Source organism: Enterobacter sp. UCD-UG_FMILLET (assembly GCF_000762975.1).
GTDB lineage: Bacteria > Pseudomonadota > Gammaproteobacteria > Enterobacterales > Enterobacteriaceae > Enterobacter > Enterobacter dykesii.
The window spans coordinates 1-25,678 of sequence record NZ_JRJC01000035.1; the positions used below are offsets into that span (position 1 = coordinate 1).

Annotated in this window: 20 protein-coding genes, 2 tRNA genes, 2 rRNA genes and 1 pseudogene; 18 read left to right on the plus strand and 7 right to left on the minus strand. The window is 55.1% G+C overall.

Annotated elements, in window-relative coordinates:
• Positions 1 to 25: 25 nt before the first annotated feature.
• The 4 genes from LA04_RS14680 (at position 26) to LA04_RS14695 (ending at position 3,153) form a co-directional block, all read left to right on the plus strand.
• Positions 26 to 2,707 (plus strand): 23S ribosomal RNA (locus LA04_RS14680).
• 68 nt (positions 2,708 to 2,775) lie between these two features.
• Positions 2,776 to 2,891, plus strand: a 5S ribosomal RNA gene (gene rrf / locus LA04_RS14685).
• 55 nt (positions 2,892 to 2,946) lie between these two features.
• Positions 2,947 to 3,023, plus strand: a tRNA-Asp gene (locus LA04_RS14690).
• Between the two features lie 54 nt (positions 3,024 to 3,077).
• Positions 3,078 to 3,153: transfer RNA gene (locus LA04_RS14695), tRNA-Trp, on the plus strand.
• A gap of 99 nt (positions 3,154 to 3,252) precedes the next feature.
• Here LA04_RS14695 and hdfR read toward each other — a convergent pair.
• A complete protein-coding gene (gene hdfR, locus LA04_RS14700) occupies positions 3,253 to 4,074 on the minus strand; it encodes an HTH-type transcriptional regulator HdfR (RefSeq protein ID WP_047652198.1) in 822 nt (273 codons plus the stop codon).
• 118 nt (positions 4,075 to 4,192) lie between these two features.
• On the opposite strand from hdfR, the gene LA04_RS14705 reads away from it, so the two are divergent.
• Entirely contained in the window at positions 4,193 to 4,531 is a 339-nt protein-coding gene (locus LA04_RS14705) for a DUF413 domain-containing protein (protein ID WP_023309658.1), read from the plus strand.
• 31 nt (positions 4,532 to 4,562) lie between these two features.
• Here the strand turns inward: LA04_RS14705 and LA04_RS14710 are convergent.
• Positions 4,563 to 6,084, minus strand: a pseudogene (locus tag LA04_RS14710) (YifB family Mg chelatase-like AAA ATPase).
• Between the two features lie 341 nt (positions 6,085 to 6,425).
• Here LA04_RS14710 and ilvL point away from each other — a divergent pair.
• The 7 genes from ilvL (at position 6,426) to ilvA (ending at position 12,976) form a co-directional block, all read left to right on the plus strand.
• Entirely contained in the window at positions 6,426 to 6,524 is a 99-nt protein-coding gene (gene ilvL, locus LA04_RS23710; protein ID WP_001311244.1) for an ilv operon leader peptide, read from the plus strand.
• Positions 6,525 to 6,610: 86 nt separating this feature from the next.
• Positions 6,611 to 6,661, plus strand: a complete 51-nt coding sequence (ilvX, locus tag LA04_RS24830; RefSeq protein ID WP_166792073.1) for a peptide IlvX — start codon at positions 6,611 to 6,613, stop codon at positions 6,659 to 6,661.
• Positions 6,662 to 6,663: 2 nt separating this feature from the next.
• Positions 6,664 to 8,310, plus strand: a complete 1,647-nt coding sequence (ilvG, locus tag LA04_RS14715) for an acetolactate synthase 2 catalytic subunit (protein ID WP_047652199.1) — start codon at positions 6,664 to 6,666, stop codon at positions 8,308 to 8,310.
• On the plus strand, positions 8,307 to 8,570 hold the full coding sequence (gene ilvM / locus LA04_RS14720; protein WP_047652200.1) for an acetolactate synthase 2 small subunit: 264 nt from the start codon (positions 8,307 to 8,309) through the stop codon (positions 8,568 to 8,570). The genes ilvG and ilvM overlap by 4 nt, the downstream gene beginning before the upstream one ends.
• Positions 8,571 to 8,588: 18 nt before the next feature.
• Complete coding sequence (ilvE, locus tag LA04_RS14725) at positions 8,589 to 9,518, plus strand: branched-chain-amino-acid transaminase (protein ID WP_047652201.1); 930 nt, start codon at positions 8,589 to 8,591, stop codon at positions 9,516 to 9,518.
• 60 nt (positions 9,519 to 9,578) lie between these two features.
• Positions 9,579 to 11,429 (plus strand): dihydroxy-acid dehydratase, encoded by a 1,851-nt coding sequence (gene ilvD / locus LA04_RS14730; protein ID WP_047652202.1) that lies wholly within the window; start codon positions 9,579 to 9,581, stop codon positions 11,427 to 11,429.
• A 2-nt stretch (positions 11,430 to 11,431) separates the two neighbouring features.
• Positions 11,432 to 12,976 carry a threonine ammonia-lyase, biosynthetic gene (ilvA, locus tag LA04_RS14735; RefSeq protein ID WP_039267211.1) on the plus strand — a complete coding sequence of 515 codons (1,545 nt, stop codon included), beginning with the start codon at positions 11,432 to 11,434 and terminating at the stop codon, positions 12,974 to 12,976.
• Here the strand turns inward: ilvA and ilvY are convergent.
• Positions 12,973 to 13,863 (minus strand): HTH-type transcriptional activator IlvY, encoded by an 891-nt coding sequence (gene ilvY / locus LA04_RS14740; RefSeq protein ID WP_032641403.1) that lies wholly within the window; start codon positions 13,861 to 13,863, stop codon positions 12,973 to 12,975. The genes ilvA and ilvY overlap by 4 nt on opposite strands.
• A 152-nt stretch (positions 13,864 to 14,015) precedes the next feature.
• Between ilvY and ilvC the strand changes: the two genes are divergently transcribed.
• Positions 14,016 to 15,491 (plus strand): ketol-acid reductoisomerase, encoded by a 1,476-nt coding sequence (ilvC, locus tag LA04_RS14745; protein WP_023333828.1) that lies wholly within the window; start codon positions 14,016 to 14,018, stop codon positions 15,489 to 15,491.
• 93 nt (positions 15,492 to 15,584) lie between these two features.
• On the opposite strand, the gene ppiC (LA04_RS14750) is transcribed toward ilvC, so the two are convergent.
• Both ppiC (LA04_RS14750) and ppiC (LA04_RS14755) read right to left on the minus strand, forming a co-directional pair.
• Positions 15,585 to 15,866, minus strand: a complete 282-nt coding sequence (gene ppiC, locus LA04_RS14750) for a peptidylprolyl isomerase PpiC (RefSeq protein WP_023309650.1) — start codon at positions 15,864 to 15,866, stop codon at positions 15,585 to 15,587.
• Between the two features lie 50 nt (positions 15,867 to 15,916).
• On the minus strand, positions 15,917 to 16,198 hold the full coding sequence (gene ppiC / locus LA04_RS14755; protein WP_004886860.1) for a peptidylprolyl isomerase PpiC: 282 nt from the start codon (positions 16,196 to 16,198) through the stop codon (positions 15,917 to 15,919).
• Between the two features lie 112 nt (positions 16,199 to 16,310).
• Here ppiC (LA04_RS14755) and rep point away from each other — a divergent pair, with 112 nt between their 5' ends.
• Entirely contained in the window at positions 16,311 to 18,335 is a 2,025-nt protein-coding gene (rep, locus tag LA04_RS14760; protein WP_047652203.1) for a DNA helicase Rep, read from the plus strand.
• 59 nt (positions 18,336 to 18,394) lie between these two features.
• Here the strand turns inward: rep and gppA are convergent, their stop codons facing one another.
• Positions 18,395 to 19,879 (minus strand): guanosine-5'-triphosphate,3'-diphosphate diphosphatase, encoded by a 1,485-nt coding sequence (gppA, locus tag LA04_RS14765; protein WP_047652204.1) that lies wholly within the window; start codon positions 19,877 to 19,879, stop codon positions 18,395 to 18,397.
• A 6-nt stretch (positions 19,880 to 19,885) separates the two neighbouring features.
• Complete coding sequence (gene rhlB, locus LA04_RS14770) at positions 19,886 to 21,154, minus strand: ATP-dependent RNA helicase RhlB (protein ID WP_023309646.1); 1,269 nt, start codon at positions 21,152 to 21,154, stop codon at positions 19,886 to 19,888.
• Between the two features lie 144 nt (positions 21,155 to 21,298).
• Between rhlB and trxA the strand changes: the two genes are divergently transcribed.
• The 4 genes from trxA to wzzE all read left to right on the plus strand — a co-directional run bounded on the left by trxA (position 21,299) and on the right by wzzE (position 25,639).
• Positions 21,299 to 21,628, plus strand: coding sequence for a thioredoxin TrxA (gene trxA / locus LA04_RS14775; protein WP_006179218.1), 330 nt, complete (start codon positions 21,299 to 21,301; stop codon positions 21,626 to 21,628).
• Positions 21,629 to 21,973: 345 nt separating this feature from the next.
• Positions 21,974 to 23,233, plus strand: a complete 1,260-nt coding sequence (gene rho / locus LA04_RS14780; RefSeq protein WP_008501566.1) for a transcription termination factor Rho — start codon at positions 21,974 to 21,976, stop codon at positions 23,231 to 23,233.
• A 242-nt stretch (positions 23,234 to 23,475) separates the two neighbouring features.
• A complete protein-coding gene (gene wecA, locus LA04_RS14785; RefSeq protein ID WP_023309645.1) occupies positions 23,476 to 24,579 on the plus strand; it encodes a UDP-N-acetylglucosamine--undecaprenyl-phosphate N-acetylglucosaminephosphotransferase in 1,104 nt (367 codons plus the stop codon).
• A 13-nt stretch (positions 24,580 to 24,592) separates the two neighbouring features.
• On the plus strand, positions 24,593 to 25,639 hold the full coding sequence (gene wzzE / locus LA04_RS14790; RefSeq protein WP_047652205.1) for an ECA polysaccharide chain length modulation protein: 1,047 nt from the start codon (positions 24,593 to 24,595) through the stop codon (positions 25,637 to 25,639).
• Positions 25,640 to 25,678: the final 39 nt, after the last annotated feature.

A 25,678-nucleotide genomic window follows, 5' to 3' on the forward strand; every position in this document is an offset into this window, starting at 1 on the left:
GAAGTGAAACATCTTCGGGTTGTGAGGTTAAGCGACTAAGCGTACACGGTGGATGCCCTGGCAGTCAGAGGCGATGAAGGACGTGCTAATCTGCGAAAAGCGCCGGCGAGGTGATATGAACCTTTGACCCGGCGATGTCCGAATGGGGAAACCCAGTGCAATTCGTTGCACTATCGTTAACTGAATACATAGGTTAACGAGGCGAACCGGGGGAACTGAAACATCTAAGTACCCCGAGGAAAAGAAATCAACCGAGATTCCCCCAGTAGCGGCGAGCGAACGGGGAGCAGCCCAGAGTCTGAATCAGCTTGTGTGTTAGTGGAAGCGTCTGGAAAGTCGCACGGTACAGGGTGACAGTCCCGTACACGAAAGCACACAGGCTGTGAACTCGAAGAGTAGGGCGGGACACGTGGTATCCTGTCTGAATATGGGGGGACCATCCTCCAAGGCTAAATACTCCTGACTGACCGATAGTGAACCAGTACCGTGAGGGAAAGGCGAAAAGAACCCCGGCGAGGGGAGTGAAAAAGAACCTGAAACCGTGTACGTACAAGCAGTGGGAGCACCTTCGTGGTGTGACTGCGTACCTTTTGTATAATGGGTCAGCGACTTATATTCTGTAGCAAGGTTAACCGTATAGGGGAGCCGAAGGGAAACCGAGTCTTAACTGGGCGTTAAGTTGCAGGGTATAGACCCGAAACCCGGTGATCTAGCCATGGGCAGGTTGAAGGTTGGGTAACACTAACTGGAGGACCGAACCGACTAATGTTGAAAAATTAGCGGATGACTTGTGGCTGGGGGTGAAAGGCCAATCAAACCGGGAGATAGCTGGTTCTCCCCGAAAGCTATTTAGGTAGCGCCTCGTGAACTCATCTTCGGGGGTAGAGCACTGTTTCGGCTAGGGGGCCATCCCGGCTTACCAACCCGATGCAAACTACGAATACCGAAGAATGTTATCACGGGAGACACACGGCGGGTGCTAACGTCCGTCGTGAAGAGGGAAACAACCCAGACCGCCAGCTAAGGTCCCAAAGTCATGGTTAAGTGGGAAACGATGTGGGAAGGCACAGACAGCCAGGATGTTGGCTTAGAAGCAGCCATCATTTAAAGAAAGCGTAATAGCTCACTGGTCGAGTCGGCCTGCGCGGAAGATGTAACGGGGCTAAACCATGCACCGAAGCTGCGGCAGCGACGCKTATGCGTTGTTGGGTAGGGGAGCGTTCTGTAAGCCGTTGAAGGTGKSCTGTGAGGSWTGCTGGAGGTATCAGAAGTGCGAATGCTGACATAAGTAACGATAAAGCGGGTGAAAAGCCCGCTCGCCGGAAGACCAAGGGTTCCTGTCCAACGTTAATCGGGGCAGGGTGAGTCGACCCCTAAGGCGAGGCCGAAAGGCGTAGTCGATGGGAAACAGGTTAATATTCCTGTACTTGGTGTTACTGCGAAGGGGGGACGGAGAAGGCTATGTTAGCCGGGCGACGGTTGTCCCGGTTTAAGCATGTAGGCGGAACGATTAGGTAAATCCGGTCGTTTTTTAACGCTGAGGTGTGATGACGAGGCACTACGGTGCTGAAGTAACAAATGCCCTGCTTCCAGGAAAAGCCTCTAAGCATCAGGTAACACGAAATCGTACCCCAAACCGACACAGGTGGTCAGGTAGAGAATACCAAGGCGCTTGAGAGAACTCGGGTGAAGGAACTAGGCAAAATGGTGCCGTAACTTCGGGAGAAGGCACGCTGATATGTAGGTGAAGCCCCTGCGGGTGGAGCTGAAATCAGTCGAAGATACCAGCTGGCTGCAACTGTTTATTAAAAACACAGCACTGTGCAAACACGAAAGTGGACGTATACGGTGTGACGCCTGCCCGGTGCCGGAAGGTTAATTGATGGGGTTAGCGGCAACGCGAAGCTCTTGATCGAAGCCCCGGTAAACGGCGGCCGTAACTATAACGGTCCTAAGGTAGCGAAATTCCTTGTCGGGTAAGTTCCGACCTGCACGAATGGCGTAATGATGGCCAGGCTGTCTCCACCCGAGACTCAGTGAAATTGAACTCGCTGTGAAGATGCAGTGTACCCGCGGCAAGACGGAAAGACCCCGTGAACCTTTACTATAGCTTGACACTGAACACTGGTCCTTGATGTGTAGGATAGGTGGGAGGCTTTGAAGCGTGGACGCCAGTCTGCGTGGAGCCGACCTTGAAATACCACCCTTTAATGGCTGGTGTTCTAACGTAGACCCGTWACCCGGGTTGCGGACAGTGTCTGGTGGGTAGTTTGACTGGGGCGGTCTCCTCCCAAAGAGTAACGGAGGAGCACGAAGGTTAGCTAATCCTGGTCGGACATCAGGAGGTTAGTGCAATGGCATAAGCTAGCTTGACTGCGAGAGTGACGGCTCGAGCAGGTGCGAAAGCAGGTCATAGTGATCCGGTGGTTCTGAATGGAAGGGCCATCGCTCAACGGATAAAAGGTACTCCGGGGATAACAGGCTGATACTGTTCGGGTTGTCATGCCAATGGCACTGCCCGGTAGCTAAATGCGGAAAAGATAAGTGCTGAAAGCATCTAAGCACGAAACTTGCCCCGAGATGAGTTCTCCCTGACTCCTTGAGAGTCCTGAAGGAACGTTGAAGACTACGACGTTGATAGGTCGGGTGTGTAAGCGCAGCGATGCGTTGAGCTAACCGATACTAATGAACCGTGAGGCTTAACCTTACAACGCCGAAGGTGTTTTGGCGAAGAGACGACACGATTTTCAGCCTGATACAGATTAACAGAATTTGCCTGGCGGCTTTAGCGCGGTGGTCCCACCTGACCCCATGCCGAACTCAGAAGTGAAACGCCGTAGCGCCGATGGTAGTGTGGGGTCTCCCCATGTGAGAGTAGGGAACTGCCAGGCATCAAATTAAGTAGTAAGCCGGTGCATAAATCCGGTGGTTAGAGCAGTCTTCGGTGGAGCGGTAGTTCAGTCGGTTAGAATACCTGCCTGTCACGCAGGGGGTCGCGGGTTCGAGTCCCGTCCGTTCCGCCACTTATTAAGACATTAAGCCTGCCTAATTGGCAGGCTTAATGGCAAAAAAACTTTAGGGGCGTAGCTCAGTTGGTAGAGCACCGGTCTCCAAAACCGGGTGTCGCGAGTTCGAGTCTCTCCGCCCCTGCCATATATAATCCTTTGCTTCGGCAAAGGATTTTTTTTTGCCTGAAACACTGCAGAAAACTCTCTTCATAATATTCAGCCAGCATTCCTGCTGGCTGATGCATCAATCCATTATATTGATTTTTAATAGATCTTTTATCTGCGCTTGCTTATCACTGTTTTGCAGCCAAATTGCATACAGCGGCCTGGTAAGCGTGGTGGAATCCATCACGGTGTGCAGCCCTGCTTTAGTGTCTGCCCAGCGAACAGGTAACCAGGTACAACCTTTCAGCAGGGACAGCTGCTGACAGGCGATCTCTGCAGAGCTGGTCGTTAACTGCGGAACATCATCAGGCGCAATTAGTCCCGTCTCGTGCTGCTGAAAATCTGGCCCCCATTCCAGGCGTAAATAGGTCAGGTCTGCCTTCATCATCGAAGGTTCAGACGCATAAAGCGCCAGGCCAAACTGGCCCACGATCTGGCTGCTAAATTCGTCCATCTTGGGGGCTTCGGTTGTGATCAGAAGATCAAGCTGGCGCTCATGAAGTTGCTTAACCAGCGACTGCCGTTGCGCAATCCTGGCTTCAAATTGCAGGTGGCCGTGTGAATTATACAGCCGGGTAAGCCACTGACTTAGCATACATTCCCACAGAGAAGCGCTGGCCCCTATCGAGAACTCATTATGCCTCGAAGTATGCGCCACCTCTTTACGTGCTGCCTGCCAGGTATTCATGAGCGTTTCTGCGTACGGCAGCAGTTTCTCACCGGCCGGCGTTAAGCGAATATTGTTGCGATGGCGGGTAAAAAGATTCACACCCAGTTGATTTTCCAGCTGTCGAATACGAAAACTGACTGCTGACTGCGTCAGGTAAAGGGCCTCAGCTGCTCGCCCAAAGTGGCGTGTTCTGCTCACTTCAAGGAAAGTTTTAAGCAATTCCGTATCCACATCTTTCTCCGCAAAATTATTTGTCGTTATGATTTAAATGTTTTGTTTTACACTCTGTCAAGCGTAACTAATACTCCGCGCCATAAATAGCTCGGCCAAAGAATTAGGAGCGTGTAGGATGGCGGAAAGCTTTACGACGACTAATCGTTTTTTCGACAATAAACATTATCCGCGCGGGTTCTCTCGTCACGGCGATTTCACCATCAAAGAAGCTCAACTGCTTGAGCGCCATGGTTATGCCTTTAATGAGCTGGATCTGGGTAAGCGTGAACCTGCAACCGAAGACGAAAAACAGTTTGTTTCTGTTTGCCGTGGTGAGCGTGAGCCGGAGTCTGAAGCGGAACGTGTATGGATCAAGTACATGGCGCGCATTAAGCGTCCAAAGCGCTTCCATACGCTTTCTGGCGGCAAGCCGCAGATGGAAGGTGCAGAAGACTACACCGAGTCTGATGACTAAAATGAAAAGAAGGGGCTACGGCCCCTTTTTTTTATGCCAGCAATTTCTGCAAATGCAGCAGCAAACGATCGATAGCGCGGTAGCTCAGCGCCTCCTGCAAATGTTTCCTCTCAATGTCAGTGCACCCCTCTACGTCAGCAATGGTTCTGGCCACCTTCAACAAACGCTGCCACGCCCGTATGGACAGCCCGAACCGCGTCAACGTCTCCTCCAGCCATCCCGCATCCTCAACGTTAAGAGAACAAAATTGCCGGATCCCGGCATTATCCAGCCGTGCATTCAGCCTGTTTTGACGAGCGTACTGCCGCGTCTGGGCCGCAATCACCCGTTCGCGTACCTCCGCTGAGCTTTCACCCGTTATGCTCGTTTGCCTGAGCAGACCCGGCGGGGGAAGGGGGATTTCGAGGGATAAATCGAAACGGTCGAGGAACGGGCCGGATAACTTACCCAGATAGCGTAGCGTCTGCTCTGGCGTACAGCGGTTATGGTTTCCCTGGTAGTGACCCGTCGGGCTGGGATTCATCGCCGCGACCAGCTGAAACTGCGCGGGATAGCTTATTTTCGCCCGCGTGCGTGAGATATGTATCTCACCGGATTCAATGGGCTCCCTCAGTGCATCCAGCACGCGGCGCTCAAACTCCGGCAGCTCGTCAAGAAACAGAATGCCATTGTGTGCCAGCGAGATCTCACCCGGCCCGGGGATAGACCCGCCGCCAACCATTGCCGTCAGTGAAGCGCTATGATGCGGCGAACGAAAAGGACGGCGGCGCCACTGTTTTTGCAACGAGGCAGAGCTGATGAGGCTATATATGGCGGCGCTTTCCAGCGCTTCATGGTTGTTGAGCGGTGGAAGCAACCCACTCAGCCTGCTCGCCAGCATCGTTTTCCCCGTACCCGGCGGGCCAATTAACAGAAGATTGTGTCCACCTGCCGCCGTAATCTCCAGCGCCCGTTTCCCTTGCTCCTGTCCCATAATCTCGCTGAGATCCTCTGGTGCATCCGCTATAACATCATCACATTCCTCCGGCTCGGACAGTTCATGCCGTCCTTCCCAGCCACGCACAAACTTCCTGTAAATGCCCGGCGATGAGACACCCCTTCTCGGCAATAAGACTCACTTCTGATGCATTTTCATTGGCGACAATGATTTGCCGCCCTGCTCGTATGGCTTCCAGCGCTCCCGATATCGCACCGGGAACGCCTCTTAACGCGCCTGTGAGCGCGAGTTCGCCAACAAACTCATACGAGCCTAGCCGTGTCGTATTTAGCTGCTCAGAAGCCGCGAGAAGGGCAATTGCGATAGGTAAATCGTATCGTCCCCCCTCTTTAGGCAGATCGGCGGGGGCAAGGTTGATGGTGATCTTCTTCGCGGGGAAGGTATAACCGCTATTTATTATTGCGCTGCGAACGCGATCCCTGGCCTCTTTAACCGTCGTTTCAGGTAACCCGACAAGCGTGAGTCCGGGTAGCCCATTGCTCAAATGAACCTCGACGGAAATAAGCGGTGCCTTTACCCCGAGAGCCGCACGCGTGTAAACAACTGACAGTGACATTTGCACTACCTCCTGGTGTGACTATGCCAGCGCCTTTTTTGCCTGTTTAGCGTCGTTTTGCGAATTTACGCCGCCTGTTCAGAGATTTTAAGCGCACACTGAAACCCTTGCATAATCGTGGAAGCCTCCTCGCAGAATGTAAAAAGCCCCGTTTTGACGGTAAAAACCGCAGTGAAAAAATGAAAAATATTCATTTTCTAATTTCCGTATATAAAACAACGCTTTTAAGAAATATGATTCGCTGCCTAATCAAATCCGTCATAAATAAATCTTGTGTTTGATTTAAAAACTGTGATAACTCTTTAGGTATTCCTTCGAACAAGATGCAAAAAGAACTGAAAATGACAGCCCTTCTACGAGTGATTAGCCTGGTCGTGATTAGCGTGGTGGTGATTATTATCCCACCGTGCGGGGCTGCACTTGGACGAGGAAAGGCTTAGAAATCAAGCCTTAACGAACTGAGACCCCCGCACCGAAAGGTCCGGGGGTTTTTTTATGACTAAAAAACGTAAATGAGGAGCAGAGAATGACGACTAGCACAAAATTCTGTTTCTCCCGATTTATGACGGGGAACTAACTATGAATGGGGCACAGTGGGTAGTACATGCGTTGCGCGCGCAGGGAGTCGAAACCGTATTCGGTTATCCGGGTGGCGCAATTATGCCGATTTACGATGCACTGTATGACGGCGGCGTGGAACATCTCTTGTGCCGACACGAGCAGGGCGCAGCGATGGCAGCCATCGGCTATGCCCGAGCGACGGGTAAAACTGGCGTGTGTATGGCGACGTCAGGCCCGGGCGCAACTAACCTCATCACCGGCCTGGCTGACGCGCTGCTGGATTCCGTTCCCGTTGTCGCCATCACCGGGCAGGTGGCGTCGCCGTTCATCGGTACCGATGCTTTTCAGGAAGTGGACGTCCTCGGTTTATCGCTGTCCTGCACCAAACACAGCTTCCTCGTCCAGTCTCTGGAAGAGCTGCCGCGCGTAATGGCAGAAGCGTTCGACGTGGCAAGCTCCGGCCGTCCTGGTCCGGTTCTGGTCGATATACCGAAAGATATCCAGGTGGCACTCGGCGATCTGGAACCTCACTTTTCCACCGTTGAAAGCGACGATGCGTTTCCGGATGCGGAAGTTGAAGAGGCTCGTCAGATGCTGGCGCAGGCGAAACAGCCGATGCTGTACGTCGGAGGTGGCGTCGGCATGGCGCAGGCCGTTCCAGCCCTGCGTGAATTTATCGCAACAACGCAGATGCCAGCGACCTGCACGCTGAAAGGTCTCGGTGCAGTCGACGCGGATTTCCCCTACTATCTGGGCATGCTGGGGATGCACGGCACCAAAGCGGCAAACCTGGCGGTGCAGGAGTGCGATCTGCTCATCGCCGTAGGTGCCCGTTTTGACGACCGCGTCACCGGCAAGCTGAATACCTTTGCGCCGAACGCCAAAGTCATCCATATGGATATCGACCCGGCGGAAATGAACAAGCTGCGTCAGGCGCATGTCGCCTTGCAGGGCGATCTCAACGCGCTGTTACCGGCATTGCAGCAGCCGCTGGATATCAACGCATGGCGTCAGCACACCGCAGATATGCGCGCCGAGCACGCCTGGCGGTACGACCACCCCGGCGAGGCCATTTACGCGCCGCTGCTGTTGAAGCAGTTGTCCGACCGTAAACCGGCTGACAGCGTCGTCACCACCGACGTAGGCCAGCACCAGATGTGGTCCGCGCAGCACATGACCTACACCCGCCCGGAAAACTTCATCACCTCCAGCGGGTTAGGGACGATGGGCTTCGGTCTGCCAGCCGCCGTTGGCGCGCAGGTTGCCCGCCCGAACGATACCGTTATCTGTATCTCCGGTGACGGCTCCTTCATGATGAACGTTCAGGAGCTCGGCACCGTTAAGCGCAAGCAGTTGCCGCTGAAGATCGTGTTGCTCGACAACCAGCGTTTAGGGATGGTTCGCCAGTGGCAACAGCTGTTCTTCCAGGAGCGCTACAGCGAAACGACTCTCACCGATAACCCCGATTTCCTCACCCTGGCCAGCGCCTTCGGCATCCCTGGCCAGCACATCACCCGTAAAGATCAGGTTGAAGCGGCGCTCGACACCATGCTGAACAGCGATGGGCCTTACCTGCTTCATGTCTCAATCGACGAACTCGAGAACGTCTGGCCGTTGGTACCGCCTGGTGCCAGTAACTCACAAATGATGGAGAAATTATCATGATGCAGCATCAGGTCGCCGTACAGGCTCGCTTCAACCCGGAAACTTTAGAACGCGTTTTGCGCGTGGTGCGTCATCGTGGTTTTCAGATTTGCTCTATGAATATGGAGACTGCCAATGACGCCCGGAATATCAGTATCGAATTAACCGTTGCCAGCCCGCGGTCGGTCGACTTACTGTTTAGTCAGTTATCAAAGCTGGTAGACGTTGCCCATGTTGCCATCTGCCAGAGCACAACCACATCACAACAAATCCGCGCTTAAGCGTGACAGGACGAAAAAATGACGACAAAAAAAGCTGATTACATTTGGTTCAACGGTGAGATGGTTCGCTGGGAGGACGCGAAAGTTCACGTCATGTCCCACGCGCTGCACTACGGTACCTCCGTATTTGAAGGTATTCGCTGCTACGATTCTCACAAGGGGCCAGTGGTGTTCCGCCATCGCGAACACATGCAGCGTCTGCATGACTCAGCCAAAATTTATCGTTTCCCGGTTTCACAAAGCGTTGATGAGCTGATGGAAGCCTGCCGCGACGTGATCCGTAAAAACAACCTGACCAGCGCCTATATCCGTCCGCTGGTCTTCGTGGGTGACGTCGGTATGGGCGTGAACCCGCCAGCGGGCTATACCACAGATGTGATCATTGCCGCGTTCCCGTGGGGTGCTTATCTGGGTGCAGAAGCCCTGGAGCAGGGGATCGACGCAATGGTCTCTTCCTGGAACCGCGTTGCGCCAAACACTATCCCGACCGCCGCGAAAGCAGGCGGTAACTACCTTTCTTCCCTGCTGGTCGGTAGCGAAGCGCGCCGCCACGGCTATCAGGAAGGTATCGCCCTCGACGTAAATGGCTACATCTCTGAAGGTGCGGGCGAAAACCTGTTTGAAGTGAAAGACGGCATTTTGTTCACGCCGCCGTTCACTTCGTCCGCGCTGCCGGGCATCACCCGTGACGCCATCATCAAGCTGGCGAAAGGTCTGGGTATCGAAGTACGCGAGCAGGTACTGTCCCGCGAATCCCTGTATCTGGCGGATGAAGTGTTTATGTCCGGTACGGCGGCTGAAATCACGCCGGTACGCAGCGTGGACGGTATCCAGGTGGGCGAAGGCCGCTGTGGCCCGGTCACCAAACGTATTCAGCAAGCGTTCTTCGGCCTCTTCACCGGCGAGACGGAAGATAAATACGGCTGGTTGGATCAGGTTAATCACTAAGCATAAATTTGGGACGGCACGCACCGTCCCATTAAATAGTCAGACGGGAGTCAATAAAGCATGCCTAAGTATCGTTCAGCCACCACCACCCACGGCCGTAATATGGCGGGAGCCCGCGCGCTGTGGCGCGCCACCGGAATGACCGACGCCGATTTCGGCAAGCCGATTATCGCCGTGGTGAACTCCTTCACCCAGTTCGTACCGGGCCACGTGCACCTGCGCGATCTCGGCAAGCTGGTTGCCGAGCAAATTGAAGCCTCCGGCGGCGTGGCGAAAGAGTTCAACACCATTGCGGTGGATGACGGTATCGCGATGGGGCACGGGGGTATGCTCTATTCACTGCCGTCGCGCGAGCTGATCGCCGACTCCGTAGAGTATATGGTTAACGCCCACTGCGCCGATGCGATGGTCTGTATCTCCAACTGCGACAAAATCACCCCGGGGATGCTGATGGCCTCCCTGCGCCTGAACATTCCGGTGATCTTCGTCTCCGGCGGCCCAATGGAAGCGGGGAAAACCAAGCTCTCCGACAAAATCATCAAGCTCGATCTGGTCGATGCGATGATCCAGGGCGCGGATCCAAAAGTCTCTGACGAGCAGAGCGACCAGGTGGAACGCTCCGCGTGTCCGACCTGCGGCTCCTGTTCCGGTATGTTCACGGCAAACTCCATGAACTGTCTGACCGAAGCGCTGGGTCTGTCTCAGCCGGGCAACGGCTCGCTGCTGGCGACCCACGCAGACCGTAAGCAGCTGTTCCTCAACGCCGGTAAGCGCATCGTTGAGCTGACCAAACGCTACTACGAGCAGGACGACGCCAGCGCGCTGCCGCGCAGCATCGCCAGCAAGGCCGCGTTTGAGAACGCGATGACGCTGGATATCGCCATGGGCGGCTCCACCAACACCGTTCTGCACCTGCTGGCCGCCGCACAGGAAGCCGAAATCGACTTCACCATGAGCGACATCGACAAGCTGTCCCGTAAAGTGCCGCAGCTGTGTAAAGTCGCGCCGAGTACCCAGAAATATCATATGGAAGACGTACACCGCGCGGGCGGCGTACTGGGCATTCTGGGCGAGCTGGATCGTGCGGGCCTGATGAACCGTGAAGTGAAAAACGTACTCGGCCTGACGCTGCCGGAGTCGCTGGACCAGTACGACGTAATGCTGACCAAAGATGACGCGGTGAAAAAGATGTTCCGCGCCGGCCCTGCCGGTATCCGCACCACGCAGGCGTTCTCGCAGGATTGCCGCTGGGATACCCTCGACGATGACCGCGCCGAAGGTTGCATCCGCTCGCTGGAACACGCCTACAGCAAAGACGGCGGTCTGGCCGTGCTGTACGGTAATTTCGCGGAAAACGGCTGCATCGTGAAAACCGCAGGCGTGGACGACAGCATCCTGAAATTCACCGGTCCGGCGAAGGTATACGAAAGCCAGGATGAAGCAGTAGACGCCATTCTCGGCGGCAAAGTGGTGGAAGGCGACGTGGTTGTCATTCGCTACGAAGGGCCAAAAGGCGGTCCCGGCATGCAGGAGATGCTCTACCCAACCACCTTCCTGAAATCTATGGGACTCGGTAAGGCCTGCGCGCTGATCACCGACGGACGTTTCTCCGGCGGCACCTCCGGCCTCTCTATCGGCCACGTTTCGCCGGAAGCGGCAAGCGGCGGCAACATCGCCATCATCGAAGACGGTGACCTGATCGAAATCGACATTCCGAATCGCGGCATACAGCTCAAGCTGAGCGACCAGGAAATTGCGGCCCGTCGTGAAGCGCAGGAAGCCCGCGGCGATAAAGCCTGGACGCCGAAAGACCGCCAGCGTGAAGTCTCCTTCGCCCTGCGCGCCTACGCGAGTCTTGCCACCAGTGCAGATAAAGGCGCTGTGCGCGATAAATCGAAACTTGGGGGCTAACGATGGCCGAGTCGCAACCCTTATCCGCCGCCCCTGAGGGGGCGGAATACCTGAGAGCGGTGCTGCGCGCGCCGGTCTATGAAGCCGTGCAGGTCACACCCCTGCAGAAAATGGAAAAACTCTCTTCGCGCCTCGACAACGTCATTCTGGTGAAGCGCGAAGACCGTCAGCCGGTGCACAGCTTCAAGCTGCGCGGCGCCTACGCGATGATGGCCGGGCTGACCGACGAGCAGAAAGCGCGCGGCGTAATTACCGCGTCGGCGGGCAACCATGCTCAGGGCGTGGCGTTCTCGTCTGCCCGTCTGGGGCTGAAAGCGCTGATCGTGATGCCGGTTGCTACCGCAGACATCAAAGTCGATGCGGTCCGCGGTTTCGGCGGCGAGGTTCTGCTCCACGGCGCCAACTTTGACGAAGCGAAAGCCAAAGCGATCGAGCTGGCGCAGCAGCAGGGCTTTACCTGGGTGCCGCCATTCGATCACCCGATGGTGATTGCCGGACAAGGCACGCTGGCGCTGGAACTGCTGCAGCAGGATGCCCATCTCGACCGCGTCTTCGTCCCGGTGGGCGGCGGTGGCTTAGCCGCAGGCGTGGCGGTGCTGATCAAACAGCTGATGCCGCAGATCAAAGTCATCGCCGTGGAAGCGGAAGACTCTGCCTGCCTGAAAGCGGCGCTGGATGCCGGGCATCCTGTGGACCTGCCGCGCGTCGGGCTGTTTGCCGAGGGCGTGGCGGTGAAGCGCATTGGCGACGAAACTTTCCGCCTGTGCCGGGAATATCTCGACGATATCGTCACGGTGGATAGCGACGCCATCTGCGCGGCGATGAAGGATCTGTTCGAGGATGTGCGTGCGGTGGCGGAACCGTCAGGCGCGCTGGCGCTGGCGGGGATGAAAAAATATATCGCGCAGCACAACATTCGCGGCGAGCGTCTGGCGCACGTGCTTTCCGGCGCCAACGTGAACTTCCACGGTCTGCGCTACGTTTCCGAGCGCTGCGAGCTGGGCGAACAGCGTGAAGCGCTGCTGGCGGTGACCATTCCGGAAGAGAAGGGCAGCTTCCTGAAGTTTTGCCAGCTGCTGGGCGGCCGTTCGGTGACGGAGTTCAACTACCGTTTTGCCGATGCTAAAGACGCCTGCATTTTTGTCGGCGTGCGTCTGAGCCGCGGTGTGGAGGAGCGCAAAGAGATCCTCAACCTGCTGCATGAGGGCGGCTACAGCGTAGTCGATCTCTCTGACGATGAGATGGCGAAGCTGCACGTGCGCTATATGGTCGGCGGGCGTCCATCTAAGCCGCTCAGGGAACGTCTGTTCAGCTTCGAGTTTCCGGAATCGCCGGGCGCGCTGCTCAAATTCCTGCACACGCTTGGCACGCACTGGAATATCTCTCTGTTCCACTACCGCAGCCACGGCACCGACTATGGCCGCGTGCTGGCGGCGTTCGAACTGGGCGAGCACGAGCCTGATTTCGAAACGCGGCTGAACGAGCTGGGCTATGAGTGCCACGATGAAACCCATAACCCGGCGTTCAGGTTCTTCCTGGCGGGCTAGTGGTTCGGCAATATCTGCCAGAACGCATCAATAAGCGGCTCATGCAGCCGCTTTTTTTGTGCGCACACGCCAAGCTCAAACGGCGTCTTCTCGTCGCTGCGTTCCAGAATCATCACGCGATTGCGCACCGGTTCGGGGCTGTTTTCCAGCACTACTTCCGGCAGCAGCGCCACGCCGCAGCCCAGCGCCACCATCGACACCATCGCCTCGTGGCCGCTGACCGTGGCGTAAATCGACGGATTGCTGATTTTCTGACGACGGAACCACAGCTCGATACGGCGGCGCACCGGCCCCTGATCGGCCATGATAAACGGCACCGTCGACCAGTCCGGTTTTTCCACCGACACCTGGTTACGCACCGGGCAGGGCAGCGCCGGGGCAATCAGCACCACCGCCAGATTCTCAAGCATTGAGAATGCCACCGCGCCCGGCAGGGTTTCGGGTTTCCCTGCTATGGCGAGATCCGCTTCGCCCGTCACCACTTTTTCCATTGCGTCGGAGGCGTCGCCGGTGGTGAGCTTAATTTCAACCGACGGATGCGCCGCGCGGAAGCGGTCAAGGATGGGTGGCAGATGGCTATAGGCGGCGGTGACGGAGCAGAAAATATGCAGTTCGCCGGAAAGTGACGGCCCCTGCTGGTCAATCGAGTGCCGCAGCTGCTGGTACTGCAACAGCGTCTGCTGGGCAAAAATGCGCAGCTCTTCACCCGCTTCCGTGAGGGTGACGGTGCGATTATCGCGCACGAACAGCGGCTGGCCTAGATCTTCCTCAAGGCGCTGGATCTGGCGTGAAAGCGTTGAGGGGCTAACGTGCATCGCCCGGGCGCTGCGGCCAAAATGGCGGCTTTCCGCCAGGTGCAGGAACATTTTCAGATCGCGTAAATCCACTGATTCCACTCCCTCTTTTTATATTGCAAAAATTGCAATATGACGTTGTGAATATATCAATTTCCGCAATAAATTTCCTGTTGTAATGTGGGTACATTCTCGCTGAAACGCGAACCGAACAATAAGACACACAACATCACGAGGTATCACCCATGGCTAACTACTTTAATACACTGAACTTGCGCCAGCAGCTGGCGCAGCTGGGCAAATGCCGCTTCATGGCGCGCGACGAATTTGCCGATGGCGCGAGCTACCTTCAGGGTAAAAAAGTGGTCATCGTCGGCTGTGGCGCACAGGGTCTGAACCAGGGCCTGAACATGCGTGACTCCGGTCTGGATATCTCCTACGCCCTGCGTAAAGAAGCGATTGCCGAGAAGCGTGCTTCCTGGCGTAAAGCGACCGAAAACGGCTTCAAAGTGGGCACCTACGAAGAGCTGATCCCGCAGGCGGATCTGGTGGTTAACCTGACCCCGGACAAACAGCACTCTGACGTTGTGCGTTCCGTACAGCCGCTGATGAAAGACGGCGCCGCGCTGGGTTACTCTCACGGCTTCAACATCGTTGAAGTGGGCGAGCAGATCCGTAAAGACATCACCGTGGTGATGGTGGCGCCGAAGTGCCCGGGTACGGAAGTACGCGAAGAGTACAAACGTGGCTTCGGCGTGCCGACCCTGATCGCGGTTCACCCGGAAAACGATCCGAAAGGCGAAGGCATGGCGATTGCCAAAGCGTGGGCAGCGGCGACCGGCGGCCACCGTGCGGGCGTGCTGGAATCTTCTTTCGTTGCCGAAGTGAAATCTGACCTGATGGGTGAGCAGACCATTCTGTGCGGCATGCTGCAGGCCGGTTCTCTGCTGTGCTTCGACAAGCTGGTGGAAGAAGGTACTGACCCGGCCTACGCGGAAAAACTGATTCAGTTCGGCTGGGAAACCATCACCGAAGCGCTGAAGCAGGGCGGTATTACGCTGATGATGGACCGTCTGTCCAACCCGGCAAAACTGCGTGCTTACGCGCTGTCTGAACAGCTGAAAACCATTATGGCACCGCTGTTCCAGAAACACATGGACGACATCATCTCCGGCGAATTCTCTTCCGGCATGATGGCGGACTGGGCGAACGACGATAAAAACCTGCTGACCTGGCGTGAAGAGACCGGTAAAACCGCGTTCGAAACCGCGCCGCAGTATGAAGGTAAAATCGGCGAGCAGGAGTACTTCGATAAAGGCGTACTGATGATCGCGATGGTGAAAGCAGGCGTTGAGCTGGCGTTCGAAACCATGGTGGATTCCGGCATCATCGAAGAGTCTGCGTACTACGAATCTCTGCACGAGCTGCCGCTGATCGCGAACACCATTGCCCGTAAGCGTCTGTACGAAATGAACGTGGTTATCTCTGATACCGCAGAATACGGTAACTATCTGTTCTCTTACGCCTGCGTACCGCTGCTGAAAGAGTTTATGACCACTCTGCAGACAGGCGATCTGGGTAAAGCGATTGCGGAAGGTGCCGTGGATAACGCGCAGCTGCGCGATGTGAACGAAGCGATTCGCAGCCACCAGATCGAGAAAGTGGGTCACAAACTGCGTGGCTACATGACCGATATGAAGCGTATCGCGGTAGCGGGTTAACACCTGGCGCGGGCTGATGCCCTCACCCCGGCCCTCTCCCACGGGGAGAGGGGCAAACATTCAAGGCCTTCTCTTAGAGAAGGCCTTGAATGTTTATTTCCGATACAATACTTTAATAATGTGATACCCGAACTGCGTGTGCAGCGGGCCGGTTGGCTCCAGCACCGGGCAGGAGAACACCACTTTATCGAACGCCGGAACCATCTGACCCTGGCGGAACTCACCCAGGTCGCCGCCGCGCTTGCCTGACGGGCAGATGGAGTGCTTCTTCGCCAGCTTGCCGAAGTCGGCACCGTTTTTAATCTGCTCCAGAAGATCCAAAGCCAGTTTCTCTTCTTTAACGAGGATGTGCACTGCTGCTGCTGTTTTTGCCATGATCGTGCCTTGAATAGGTTGAAATAAATCGGGGCGCAATATACCACGCGTCAGCGGCGATAAAGCACCTTAATGATATGGTAGCCAAATTTGGTTTTTACCGGGCCGTAGGGCTTCAGAAGCGGGCAGCTAAAGACTGCCTGATCGAACGGGCCGACCATCGCACCTTGTTGAAACTCGCCGAGATCCCCGCCATTGCGTCCGGACGGGCATTTAGAATAACGCTTTGCCAGATGATCAAAGCTGATGCCACGCTCCAGCTTGGCCAGGATCTCCTGAGCCAGTTTCTCCTCTTTTACCAGAATATGCAGGGCTGCTGCGGTCTTTTTCATGGTTCTGCTCTACGGGTTAAACGCGATTTCTCCACTTTATCATTAGCCGGTAAATCTGCGCCCGGCTTTCTGCTACAATCCACACCCCGTTCGAAGATTGAGCAACACTCCCATGCGTTTAAACCCTGGACAACAACAAGCGGTCGAATTCGTTACTGGACCATGCCTGGTGCTGGCAGGGGCCGGTTCGGGTAAAACCCGCGTGATCACTAACAAAATCGCCCATCTGATCCACAACTGCGGATATCAGGCGCGACACATTGCGGCGGTCACCTTTACCAATAAAGCGGCGCGCGAGATGAAAGAGCGCGTCGGTCAGACGCTGGGCCGTAAAGAGGCGCGCGGCCTGATGATCTCCACCTTCCACACGCTGGGGCTGGATATCATCAAACGCGAGTATGCGGCGCTGGGAATGAAGTCCAACTTCTCGCTTTTTGACGATACCGATCAGGTGGCGCTGCTTAAAGAGCTCACCGAGGGGCTGATCGAAGATGACAAAGTGCTGTTGCAGCAGCTGATCTCGACGATCTCGAACTGGAAAAACGATCTGATGACGCCGGCCCAGGCCGCGGCGATCGCCAAAGGTGAACGGGATCGGATCTTCGCCCACTGCTACGGTCTGTACGATGCGCATATGAAAGCGTGCAACGTGCTGGACTTTGACGACCTGATCCTGCTGCCCACGCTGCTGCTGCAGCGCAATGACGAGGTGCGCGAGCGCTGGCAGAATAAAATCCGCTACCTGCTGGTGGATGAATATCAGGACACCAACACCAGCCAGTACGAACTGGTAAAGCTGCTGGTGGGGCAGCGCGCGCGTTTCACCGTAGTAGGCGACGACGACCAGTCAATTTACTCCTGGCGCGGCGCGCGCCCACAAAACCTGGTGCTGCTGAGCAAAGATTTCCCGGCCCTGCAGGTGATTAAGCTAGAGCAGAACTACCGCTCCTCCGGGCGTATCCTGAAGGCGGCAAACATCCTGATTGCCAATAACCCGCACGTGTTTGAGAAGCGTCTCTTCTCCGAACTGGGCTACGGCACGGAGCTGAAAGTGCTCAGCGCCAACAATGAGGATCATGAAGCGGAGCGCGTGACGGGCGAACTCATCGCTCACCACTTCGTCAACAAAACCGAATATAAGGATTACGCGATCCTCTATCGCGGTAATCACCAGTCGCGCGTCTTTGAAAAGATGCTGATGCAGAACCGCATTCCGTACAAAATCTCGGGCGGCACGTCGTTCTTCTCACGACCAGAAATCAAAGATCTGCTGGCCTATCTTCGCGTGCTCACTAATCCGGATGATGACAGCGCGTTTCTGCGCATCGTGAATACGCCTAAACGCGAGATTGGCCCGGCGACGCTGCAAAAGCTCGGCGAGTGGGCGATGACCCGCAACAAAAGTATGTTTACTGCCAGCTTCGACATGGGGCTGAGCCAGACGTTAACCGGACGCTGGTATGACTCGTTAACCCGCTTCACCCACTGGCTCGGCGAAGTGCAGCGTCTCGCGGAGCGGGAGCCGGTGGCGGCCGTGCGCGATCTCATTCATGGCATCGACTATGAGTCCTGGCTGTATGAAACCTCAGCCAGCCCGAAAGCGGCTGAGATGCGCATGAAAAACGTTAACCAGCTCTTCAGCTGGATGACCGAAATGCTGGAGGGCTCTGAAATCGACGAGCCGATGACCCTGACGCAGGTGGTCACTCGCTTTACCCTGCGCGACATGATGGAGCGCGGCGAGAGCGAAGAAGAGGCCGATCAGGTTCAGCTGATGACGCTGCATGCGTCAAAAGGGCTGGAGTTCCCGTATGTGTATCTGGTCGGCATGGAAGAGGGATTGTTGCCACACCAGAGCAGCATTGATGAAGATAACGTCGACGAGGAGCGTCGCCTGGCCTACGTGGGGATCACCCGCGCGCAGAAAGAGCTGACGTTCACGCTGTGTAAAGAGCGCCGCCAGTATGGTGAACTGGTACGCCCGGAGCCGAGTCGTTTCCTGCTGGAACTGCCGCAGGATGACCTGATCTGGGAACAGGAGCGCAAAGTGATTACCGCAGAAGAGCGGATGCACAAGGGTCAGGCTAACGTGGCGAACATCCGCGCTATGCTGGCAAAAGCCAAAGAGAAAGGATAAGTCCGTAGGGACCTGTAGGCCGGGTAAGGCGAAGCCGCCACCCGGCAATGTTCAGCGTATTACTTCACCTCAAGCACCCAGTGCACATAGCTCTGCCACTGGCACTCCTGTTCGATCATTTCTGCCCCTAACGGGTGACGATCAATCCAGTTCTCCGGCAGCGTCAGCGAAAGCTTCTCGTCATCGGCCACCAGATTAATGGCTGGCAGCAAATCATCGCGGCGGCGGCTGGCAAACAGGATCGCCAGACGTAGCAGGCGGCACAGATGCTCGGCCACGCGCGGCGGGACGGCGTTTTGCTGATGCAAAGAGGAGAGATCGACGGCATTGGTCTGGTTCAGCAGCAGCGTGGCCAGCAATTTTTTCTGCGCAGGCGTATAGCCCGGTAAATCCAGGTTTCGCACCAGATACGCTGCATGAGCCGGTGCCTGCTTAAAATCAATGCTCAGCCCGATTTCATGGAGCGCGCAGGCGCTCAGCAATAAATCCCGGCTCAGATGATCAAGATCCCAGACGTTCGCGACCCTATCGGCGAAGCGTGACGCCAGCTGCGATACGCGTCCTGCCTGATCGATATCAACCAGAAAACGACGCTGCACGTTGCGCAGGGTACGGCTGCGGATATCCTGATCGACCGACAGATGCAACATCCCGTAGACCAGACCTTCGCGCAGCGCGCCGCCGGCCAGGGTCATACACTGGATGTTCAGCTCGGTGAAAATGGCGATAAGAATGGCCAGCCCGCTCGGGAAGACCAGCGCGCGTTCCAGCGTCAGGCCTTCAATTTCCAACTCTTCCAGGCGTCCGCACTGAATGGCGCGCTGTTTCAGCTGCTGAAGTTTGGCAAGCGTAATTCGCTCGTCCATTCCCTGCGCCATCATGATTTCCTGCAGAGCCTGCACGGTACCCGAGGCACCCACGCAGACTTTCCAGCCGTGATAGCGTAGCTCGTCCATCACCGGGCGTAACACCTCGCGCGCGGCGTTTTCTGCCTCGTCGAAGTTCTCTTTCGCCAGGTTCCGATCGGTAAAGTAGCGCTCAAGCCAGGTCACGCAGCCCATCGACAGGCTGAACAGCGACGTTGCCTGCGCGCCGGTGCCGGTCACAAGCTCGGTACTGGCACCGCCGATATCCACCACCAGGCGGCGATCGTCACCTCCCGTGGTGTGCGCAACCCCCTGATAAATCAGGCGAGCCTCTTCTTCACCGCTGATAACCTGTACCGGACAACCGAGAATTTCCTGCGCTCTGGCAATAAAATCCACGGCGTTGACCGCCAGGCGGAGTGTCGCAGTGGCGACCACGGTGATTTGGGCGTGCGGGATATCCTGCAGACGCTCGGCAAAGAGCCGCAAACACTGCCAGCCACGTTCCATGGCTTCAGGGGAGAGGTGATTATCGCTGCTCAGGCCCGCCGCGAGGCGGACCTTGCGCTTGATGCGCGTCAGCGTTTGTATGCTTCCCGCCACCTCGCGCACAACCAGCATATGAAAACTATTCGAACCGAGATCAATTGCCGCATAAAGCGAGGTGGAGCTGAGCATATTTTCTTAACCTGAACGACGACGATTACGCGGCGCGCCGCCTGAACGACGCGGACCATTGCCGGAGCGTGGGCGGGTTAGACGCTTAGGCGGCGGCAGTTCGCTTAACAGTGCTTCCGGATTGTATTTGCTCTGCGGAATAGAGTGACCGATATACGTCTCAATGGCCGGGAGATTCAGCGCATACTCTTCACACGCAAGGCTAATCGAGTGACCGCTTGCGCCCGCACGACCGGTACGACCGATACGGTGTACGTAGTCTTCGCAGTCGTCTGGCAGATCGTAGTTAAAGACGTGCGTCACGGCCGGAATGTGCAGACCACGAGCGGCAACGTCGGTTGCGACCAGAATATCGAGATCGCCGCGGGTGAATTCTTCCAGAATACGCAGGCGTTTTTTCTGCGCCACGTCGCCGGTCAACAGGCCAACACGGTGACCGTCTGCAGCCAGATGGCCCCAGATGTCTTCACAGCGGTGCTTGGTGTTCGCGAAGATAATGGCGCGATCTGGCCACTCTTCTTCAATCAGCGTTTGCAGCAGACGCATTTTCTCTTCATTGGAAGGATAGAAAAGCTCTTCTTTAATGCGGTGACCCGTTTTCTGCTCCGGTTCCACTTCTACATATTCGGCGTTGTTCATCTGTTCGAACGCCAGCTCGCGTACGCGATAAGAAAGGGTAGCGGAGAACAGCATATTCAGACGCTGATTGGCCGGCGGCATGCGGCGGAACAGCCAGCGAATGTCTTTAATGAAGCCCAGATCGTACATGCGGTCAGCTTCATCGAGCACCACAACCTGGATTGCGCCGAGGTTAATGTGGTTCTGTTTGGCGTAATCGATAAGACGGCCGGTGGTACCGATCAGGATATCCACACCGCTTTCCAGCACTTTCAGCTGTTTATCGTAGCCGTCGCCGCCATAGGCCAGGCCAAGCTTCAGGCCGGTAGACTGTGCCAGGGGTTCAGCGTCTGCGTGGATCTGTACCGCCAGTTCTCGCGTCGGGGCCATAATTAGCGCGCGCGGCTGGTTAACTTTGCGGTCTGCAATCGCTGGGTGAGAAAGTAAATAATGAAACGTTGACGTTAAAAACGCCATCGTTTTGCCGGTACCGGTTTGCGCCTGCCCGGCAACATCGCGACCGGCCAGCGTCAGCGGCAGCGCGAGGGCCTGAATGGGCGTGCAGTTATGAAACCCTTTATTTTCAAGGGCTTCAATCACCTTCGGGTGCAGCGCGAAGTCGGAAAACTTCTGTTCTGTTAAATGTGTTTTGCTCATAGTGTGGTAGAATATCAGCTTACTATTGCTTTACGAAAGCGTATCCGGTGAAATAAAGTCAACCTTTAGTTGGTTAATGCGACATCAACACGTCGTTGGTGGAGACAAAACCAACGTACCAGGCTTATTCCTGTGGAGTTATATATGAGCGATAAAATTATTCACCTGACTGACGACAGTTTTGACACGGACGTACTTAAGGCTGACGGGCTGATCCTCGTCGATTTCTGGGCTGAATGGTGTGGTCCCTGCAAAATGATCGCCCCGATTCTGGATGAGATCGCCGACGAATATCAGGGCAAACTGACCGTTGCCAAGCTGAACATCGACCAGAACCCAGGCACCGCACCAAAATACGGTATCCGTGGCATCCCGACCCTTCTGCTGTTCAAAAACGGCGAAGTGGCGGCGACCAAAGTGGGCGCGCTGTCCAAAGGTCAACTGAAAGAGTTCCTGGACGCTAACCTGGCGTAAGGTTTCTCCGCTGTGCGTTCAGAGCTCCCGGCTAAATGATGTGGAACTCTGGACGCCCGGCTGAAGTCGTGCTAAGTTAGCTATGACTTCGTTTTAAACATATCTTGTTGTTTGAATCTTGTTTTACCCGATACTTCCCGTTGTTAACATGAACAGTGCGTGAAGTGGCTAAATTCCGGGCTTGTCACTCAATCCGTCTTGTCGTTTCAGTTCTGCGTTCTTTCCCTGTGACCAGACAGCGAACAGACATGAGTCGATGGCCGCTAAACAGGCATGGATGACCCTGCCATACCATTCACAACATTAAGTTCGAGAATCACCCCGAGTTTAAGAACCCACACCATTATGAATCTTACCGAATTAAAGAATACGCCGGTTTCTGAGCTGATCACTCTCGGCGAAAATATGGGGCTGGAAAACCAGGCTCGTATGCGCAAGCAGGACATCATTTTCGCCATCCTGAAGCAGCATGCTAAGAGTGGCGAAGATATCTTTGGCGACGGTGTGCTGGAGATATTGCAAGACGGATTTGGTTTCCTCCGCTCTGCAGACAGCTCCTATCTCGCCGGCCCTGACGACATCTACGTATCCCCCAGCCAAATCCGCCGTTTCAACCTCCGCACTGGTGACACCATTTCAGGTAAGATTCGTCCTCCTAAAGAGGGTGAACGCTACTTTGCGCTGTTGAAAGTCAATGAAGTTAACTTCGACAAACCGGAAAACTCGCGTAATAAGATCCTCTTTGAGAACTTAACGCCGCTGCACGCGAACTCTCGCCTGCGCATGGAGCGTGGTAACGGTTCTACTGAAGACTTAACCGCGCGTGTTCTGGATCTGGCATCACCAATTGGTCGCGGCCAGCGTGGTCTGATTGTGGCACCGCCAAAAGCGGGTAAAACCATGCTGCTGCAGAACATCGCGCAGAGCATTGCCTATAACCACCCAGACTGCGTGCTGATGGTGCTGCTGATTGACGAACGTCCGGAAGAAGTGACCGAGATGCAGCGTCTGGTTAAAGGTGAAGTGGTTGCTTCTACCTTCGACGAACCGGCATCTCGCCACGTTCAGGTTGCGGAAATGGTTATCGAGAAGGCGAAACGCCTGGTTGAGCACAAGAAAGACGTGATCATCCTGCTTGACTCCATCACCCGTCTGGCGCGTGCCTACAACACCGTGGTTCCGGCGTCTGGTAAAGTGCTGACCGGTGGTGTGGATGCTAATGCCCTGCATCGTCCGAAACGCTTCTTCGGTGCCGCACGTAACGTGGAAGAGGGCGGCAGCCTGACCATCATTGCGACGGCGCTGATCGATACCGGTTCTAAAATGGACGAAGTGATTTACGAAGAATTTAAAGGTACAGGTAACATGGAACTGCACCTTTCTCGTAAAATCGCTGAGAAACGCGTCTTCCCGGCTATCGACTACAACCGTTCCGGTACCCGTAAAGAAGAGCTGCTCACCACGCAGGAAGAGCTGCAGAAAATGTGGATCCTGCGCAAAATCATCCATCCAATGGGTGAAATCGACGCGATGGAGTTCCTCATTAACAAACTGGCGATGACCAAAACCAACGACGATTTCTTCGACATGATGAAACGCTCGTAACGTAAATAAAGCCAGCGAACGCCACGTTTTTACGTGGCGTTTTTCTTTTATGGACTATACGCTAGTACCACCTACTCCCAATTTTGACCGGTCGGTGCGACAATAGGGCCGTTTGTGCAGCTAAAGAAATAATTGATTGAAAAATATACAAAGGAAGTGGTGAGAAGCCATCTTTATTACTTCTGAGGCTGTGGCTTCATGGTTATACTTCCGGGACTAACATTTGTTGAGAGCAATCCATTGTGAATCTATTCACCGCCGTTACTGAACTGATCAGTATTTTTTTATTCACAACCTGTTTTTTGTTCATTGCGCGAAAGGTGGCAAAACGAATAGGGTTGGTGGATAAGCCGAATTTTCGTAAACGCCATCAGGGACTTATTCCTTTAGTCGGCGGGATTTCTGTTTACGCAGGGATTTGCTTCACGTTTGGAATTGCCGACTATTATATTCCGCATGCCGCCCTCTACATTGCCTGCGCCGGTGTCCTGGTGTTAGTCGGGGCTCTTGATGACCGATTCGATATCGCGGTGAAAATACGCGCGACCGTTCAGGCGGCCATTGGCGTGGTGATGATGGTTGTGGGCGGACTGTATCTGCGAAGCCTCGGCTATGTATTTGGCCCCTGGGAGTTAGTCCTGGGTCCATTTGGCTTCTTCCTGACACTCTTTGCCGTCTGGGCGGCAATCAATGCTTTCAACATGGTGGATGGCATTGACGGCCTGCTCGGTGGGTTGTCATCCGTCTCGTTTGCCGCTATCGGCATTATTTTATGGTTTGATGGCCAGTACAGTCTGGCAATGTGGTGTTTTGCCATGATTGCCGCCATTCTGCCTTATATCCTCTTAAACCTCGGAGTGCTGGGCCGTCGCTATAAAGTCTTTATGGGAGACGCGGGCAGTACGCTGATTGGTTTTACGGTTATCTGGATCCTGCTTGAAACCACACAGGGTCAAACCCATCCGATAAGTCCCGTAACCGCGCTGTGGATTATCGCGATTCCATTAATGGATATGGTGGCGATTATGTATCGCCGCCTGCGCAAAGGAATGAGTCCTTTCTCTCCTGACCGCCAACACATTCATCATCTCATCATGCGTGCGGGTTTTACTTCTCGTCAGGCGTTTGTGCTGATTACTCTGGCCGCCGCTATTTTAGCCGCGATTGGTGTAGCTGCAGAATATTCCCATATTATTCCTGAGTGGGTTATGTTGGCATTATTCTTGCTGGCATTTTTCCTGTACGGCTACTGCATTAAACGCGCATGGAAAGTGGCGCGATTTATTAAACGTCTTAAACGCCGGATGCGTCGTAACAGTGGCAAAAACACAACATTAACTAAGTAAAACCGGGACTATGATGACTCAACCGTTGGCGGGAGCGAAATCAGTGGTAACTGAGAATGAACTGGATATTCGGGGTTTGTTTCGCGTGTTATGGGCAGGCAAACTTTGGATTGCGGGGATCGCGCTGGGGTTTGCACTGTTAGCGCTGGCCTATACGTTCTTTGCAAAACAAGAGTGGAGCGCCACGGCAATTACAGACAAGCCAACGGTTAACATGCTCGGGGGATACTATTCCCAGCAGCAATTCCTGCGTAACCTGGATATTAAAGCCAGTCTTGCAACGCCAGACCAGGCTTCCGTTATGGATGAAGCCTATAAAGAGTTTGTGATGCAGCTGGCTTCGTGGGATACCCGACGCGATTTCTGGTCCCAGACGGATTACTACAAGCAGCGCCGGGTTGATAATACAAAAGCCGACGCCGCCCTGCTGGACGATCTGATTAACAATATTCAGTTTATGCCGGGCGACGCGCTGCGTAACGTGAATGACAGCGTCAAGCTGATTGCAGAAACCGCGCCGGATGCCAACAACCTGCTGCGTCAGTACGTCGCGTTTGCCAGCCAGCGTGCCGCAAGCCATCTTAACGAAGAGCTTAAAGGCGCCTGGGCTGCCCGCACCATCCAGATGAAAGCCCAGGTGAAACGTCAGGAAGAGGTGGCGAATACCATTTTCGGTCGCCGCGTGCATAACATTGAGCAGGCGCTGAAAATTGCGGAACAGCACAATATTTCCCGTACTGAGACGGACGTGCCCGCCGATGAGCTGCCTGACTCTGAAATGTTCCTACTTGGTCGCCCTATGCTGCAGGCGCGTCTGGAAAACCTTAAAGCCGTTGGGCCTGATTTTGACCTCGATTACGATCAAAATCGCGCGATGCTCAATACGCTTAATGTAGGTCCGTCCCTGGACCCGCGTTTTCAGACCTATCGTTATTTGCGAACGCCTGAAGAACCTGTAAAACGCGATAGTCCGCGTCGTGCATTCCTGATGATTATGTGGGGGATTGTAGGCGCACTGACGGGCGCTGGCGTGGCGTTAACGCGTCGTCGCAAAAACTAAGAACGCCGTCTACGATGAAGGCTGCGGCCTTCATCGCCT

Bases quoted from the DNA above. Each gene is read 5' to 3' on its own strand.
- LA04_RS14705 (WP_023309658.1), top strand. From the start codon at position 4,193: ATGGCGGAAAGCTTTACGACGACTAATCGTTTTTTCGACAATAAACAT.
- ilvL (WP_001311244.1), top strand. From the start codon at position 6,426: ATGACAGCCCTTCTACGAGTGATTAGCCTGGTCGTGATTAGCGTGGTG.
- ilvG (WP_047652199.1), top strand. From the start codon at position 6,664: ATGAATGGGGCACAGTGGGTAGTACATGCGTTGCGCGCGCAGGGAGTC.
- ilvM (WP_047652200.1), top strand. From the start codon at position 8,307: ATGATGCAGCATCAGGTCGCCGTACAGGCTCGCTTCAACCCGGAAACT.
- ilvE (WP_047652201.1), top strand. From the start codon at position 8,589: ATGACGACAAAAAAAGCTGATTACATTTGGTTCAACGGTGAGATGGTT.
- ilvD (WP_047652202.1), top strand. From the start codon at position 9,579: ATGCCTAAGTATCGTTCAGCCACCACCACCCACGGCCGTAATATGGCG.
- ilvA (WP_039267211.1), top strand. From the start codon at position 11,432: ATGGCCGAGTCGCAACCCTTATCCGCCGCCCCTGAGGGGGCGGAATAC.
- ilvC (WP_023333828.1), top strand. From the start codon at position 14,016: ATGGCTAACTACTTTAATACACTGAACTTGCGCCAGCAGCTGGCGCAG.
- ppiC (WP_023309650.1), bottom strand. From the start codon at position 15,866: ATGGCAAAAACAGCAGCAGCAGTGCACATCCTCGTTAAAGAAGAGAAA.
- ppiC (WP_004886860.1), bottom strand. From the start codon at position 16,198: ATGAAAAAGACCGCAGCAGCCCTGCATATTCTGGTAAAAGAGGAGAAA.
- rep (WP_047652203.1), top strand. From the start codon at position 16,311: ATGCGTTTAAACCCTGGACAACAACAAGCGGTCGAATTCGTTACTGGA.
- gppA (WP_047652204.1), bottom strand. From the start codon at position 19,879: ATGCTCAGCTCCACCTCGCTTTATGCGGCAATTGATCTCGGTTCGAAT.
- rhlB (WP_023309646.1), bottom strand. From the start codon at position 21,154: ATGAGCAAAACACATTTAACAGAACAGAAGTTTTCCGACTTCGCGCTG.
- trxA (WP_006179218.1), top strand. From the start codon at position 21,299: ATGAGCGATAAAATTATTCACCTGACTGACGACAGTTTTGACACGGAC.
- rho (WP_008501566.1), top strand. From the start codon at position 21,974: ATGAATCTTACCGAATTAAAGAATACGCCGGTTTCTGAGCTGATCACT.
- wzzE (WP_047652205.1), top strand. From the start codon at position 24,593: ATGACTCAACCGTTGGCGGGAGCGAAATCAGTGGTAACTGAGAATGAA.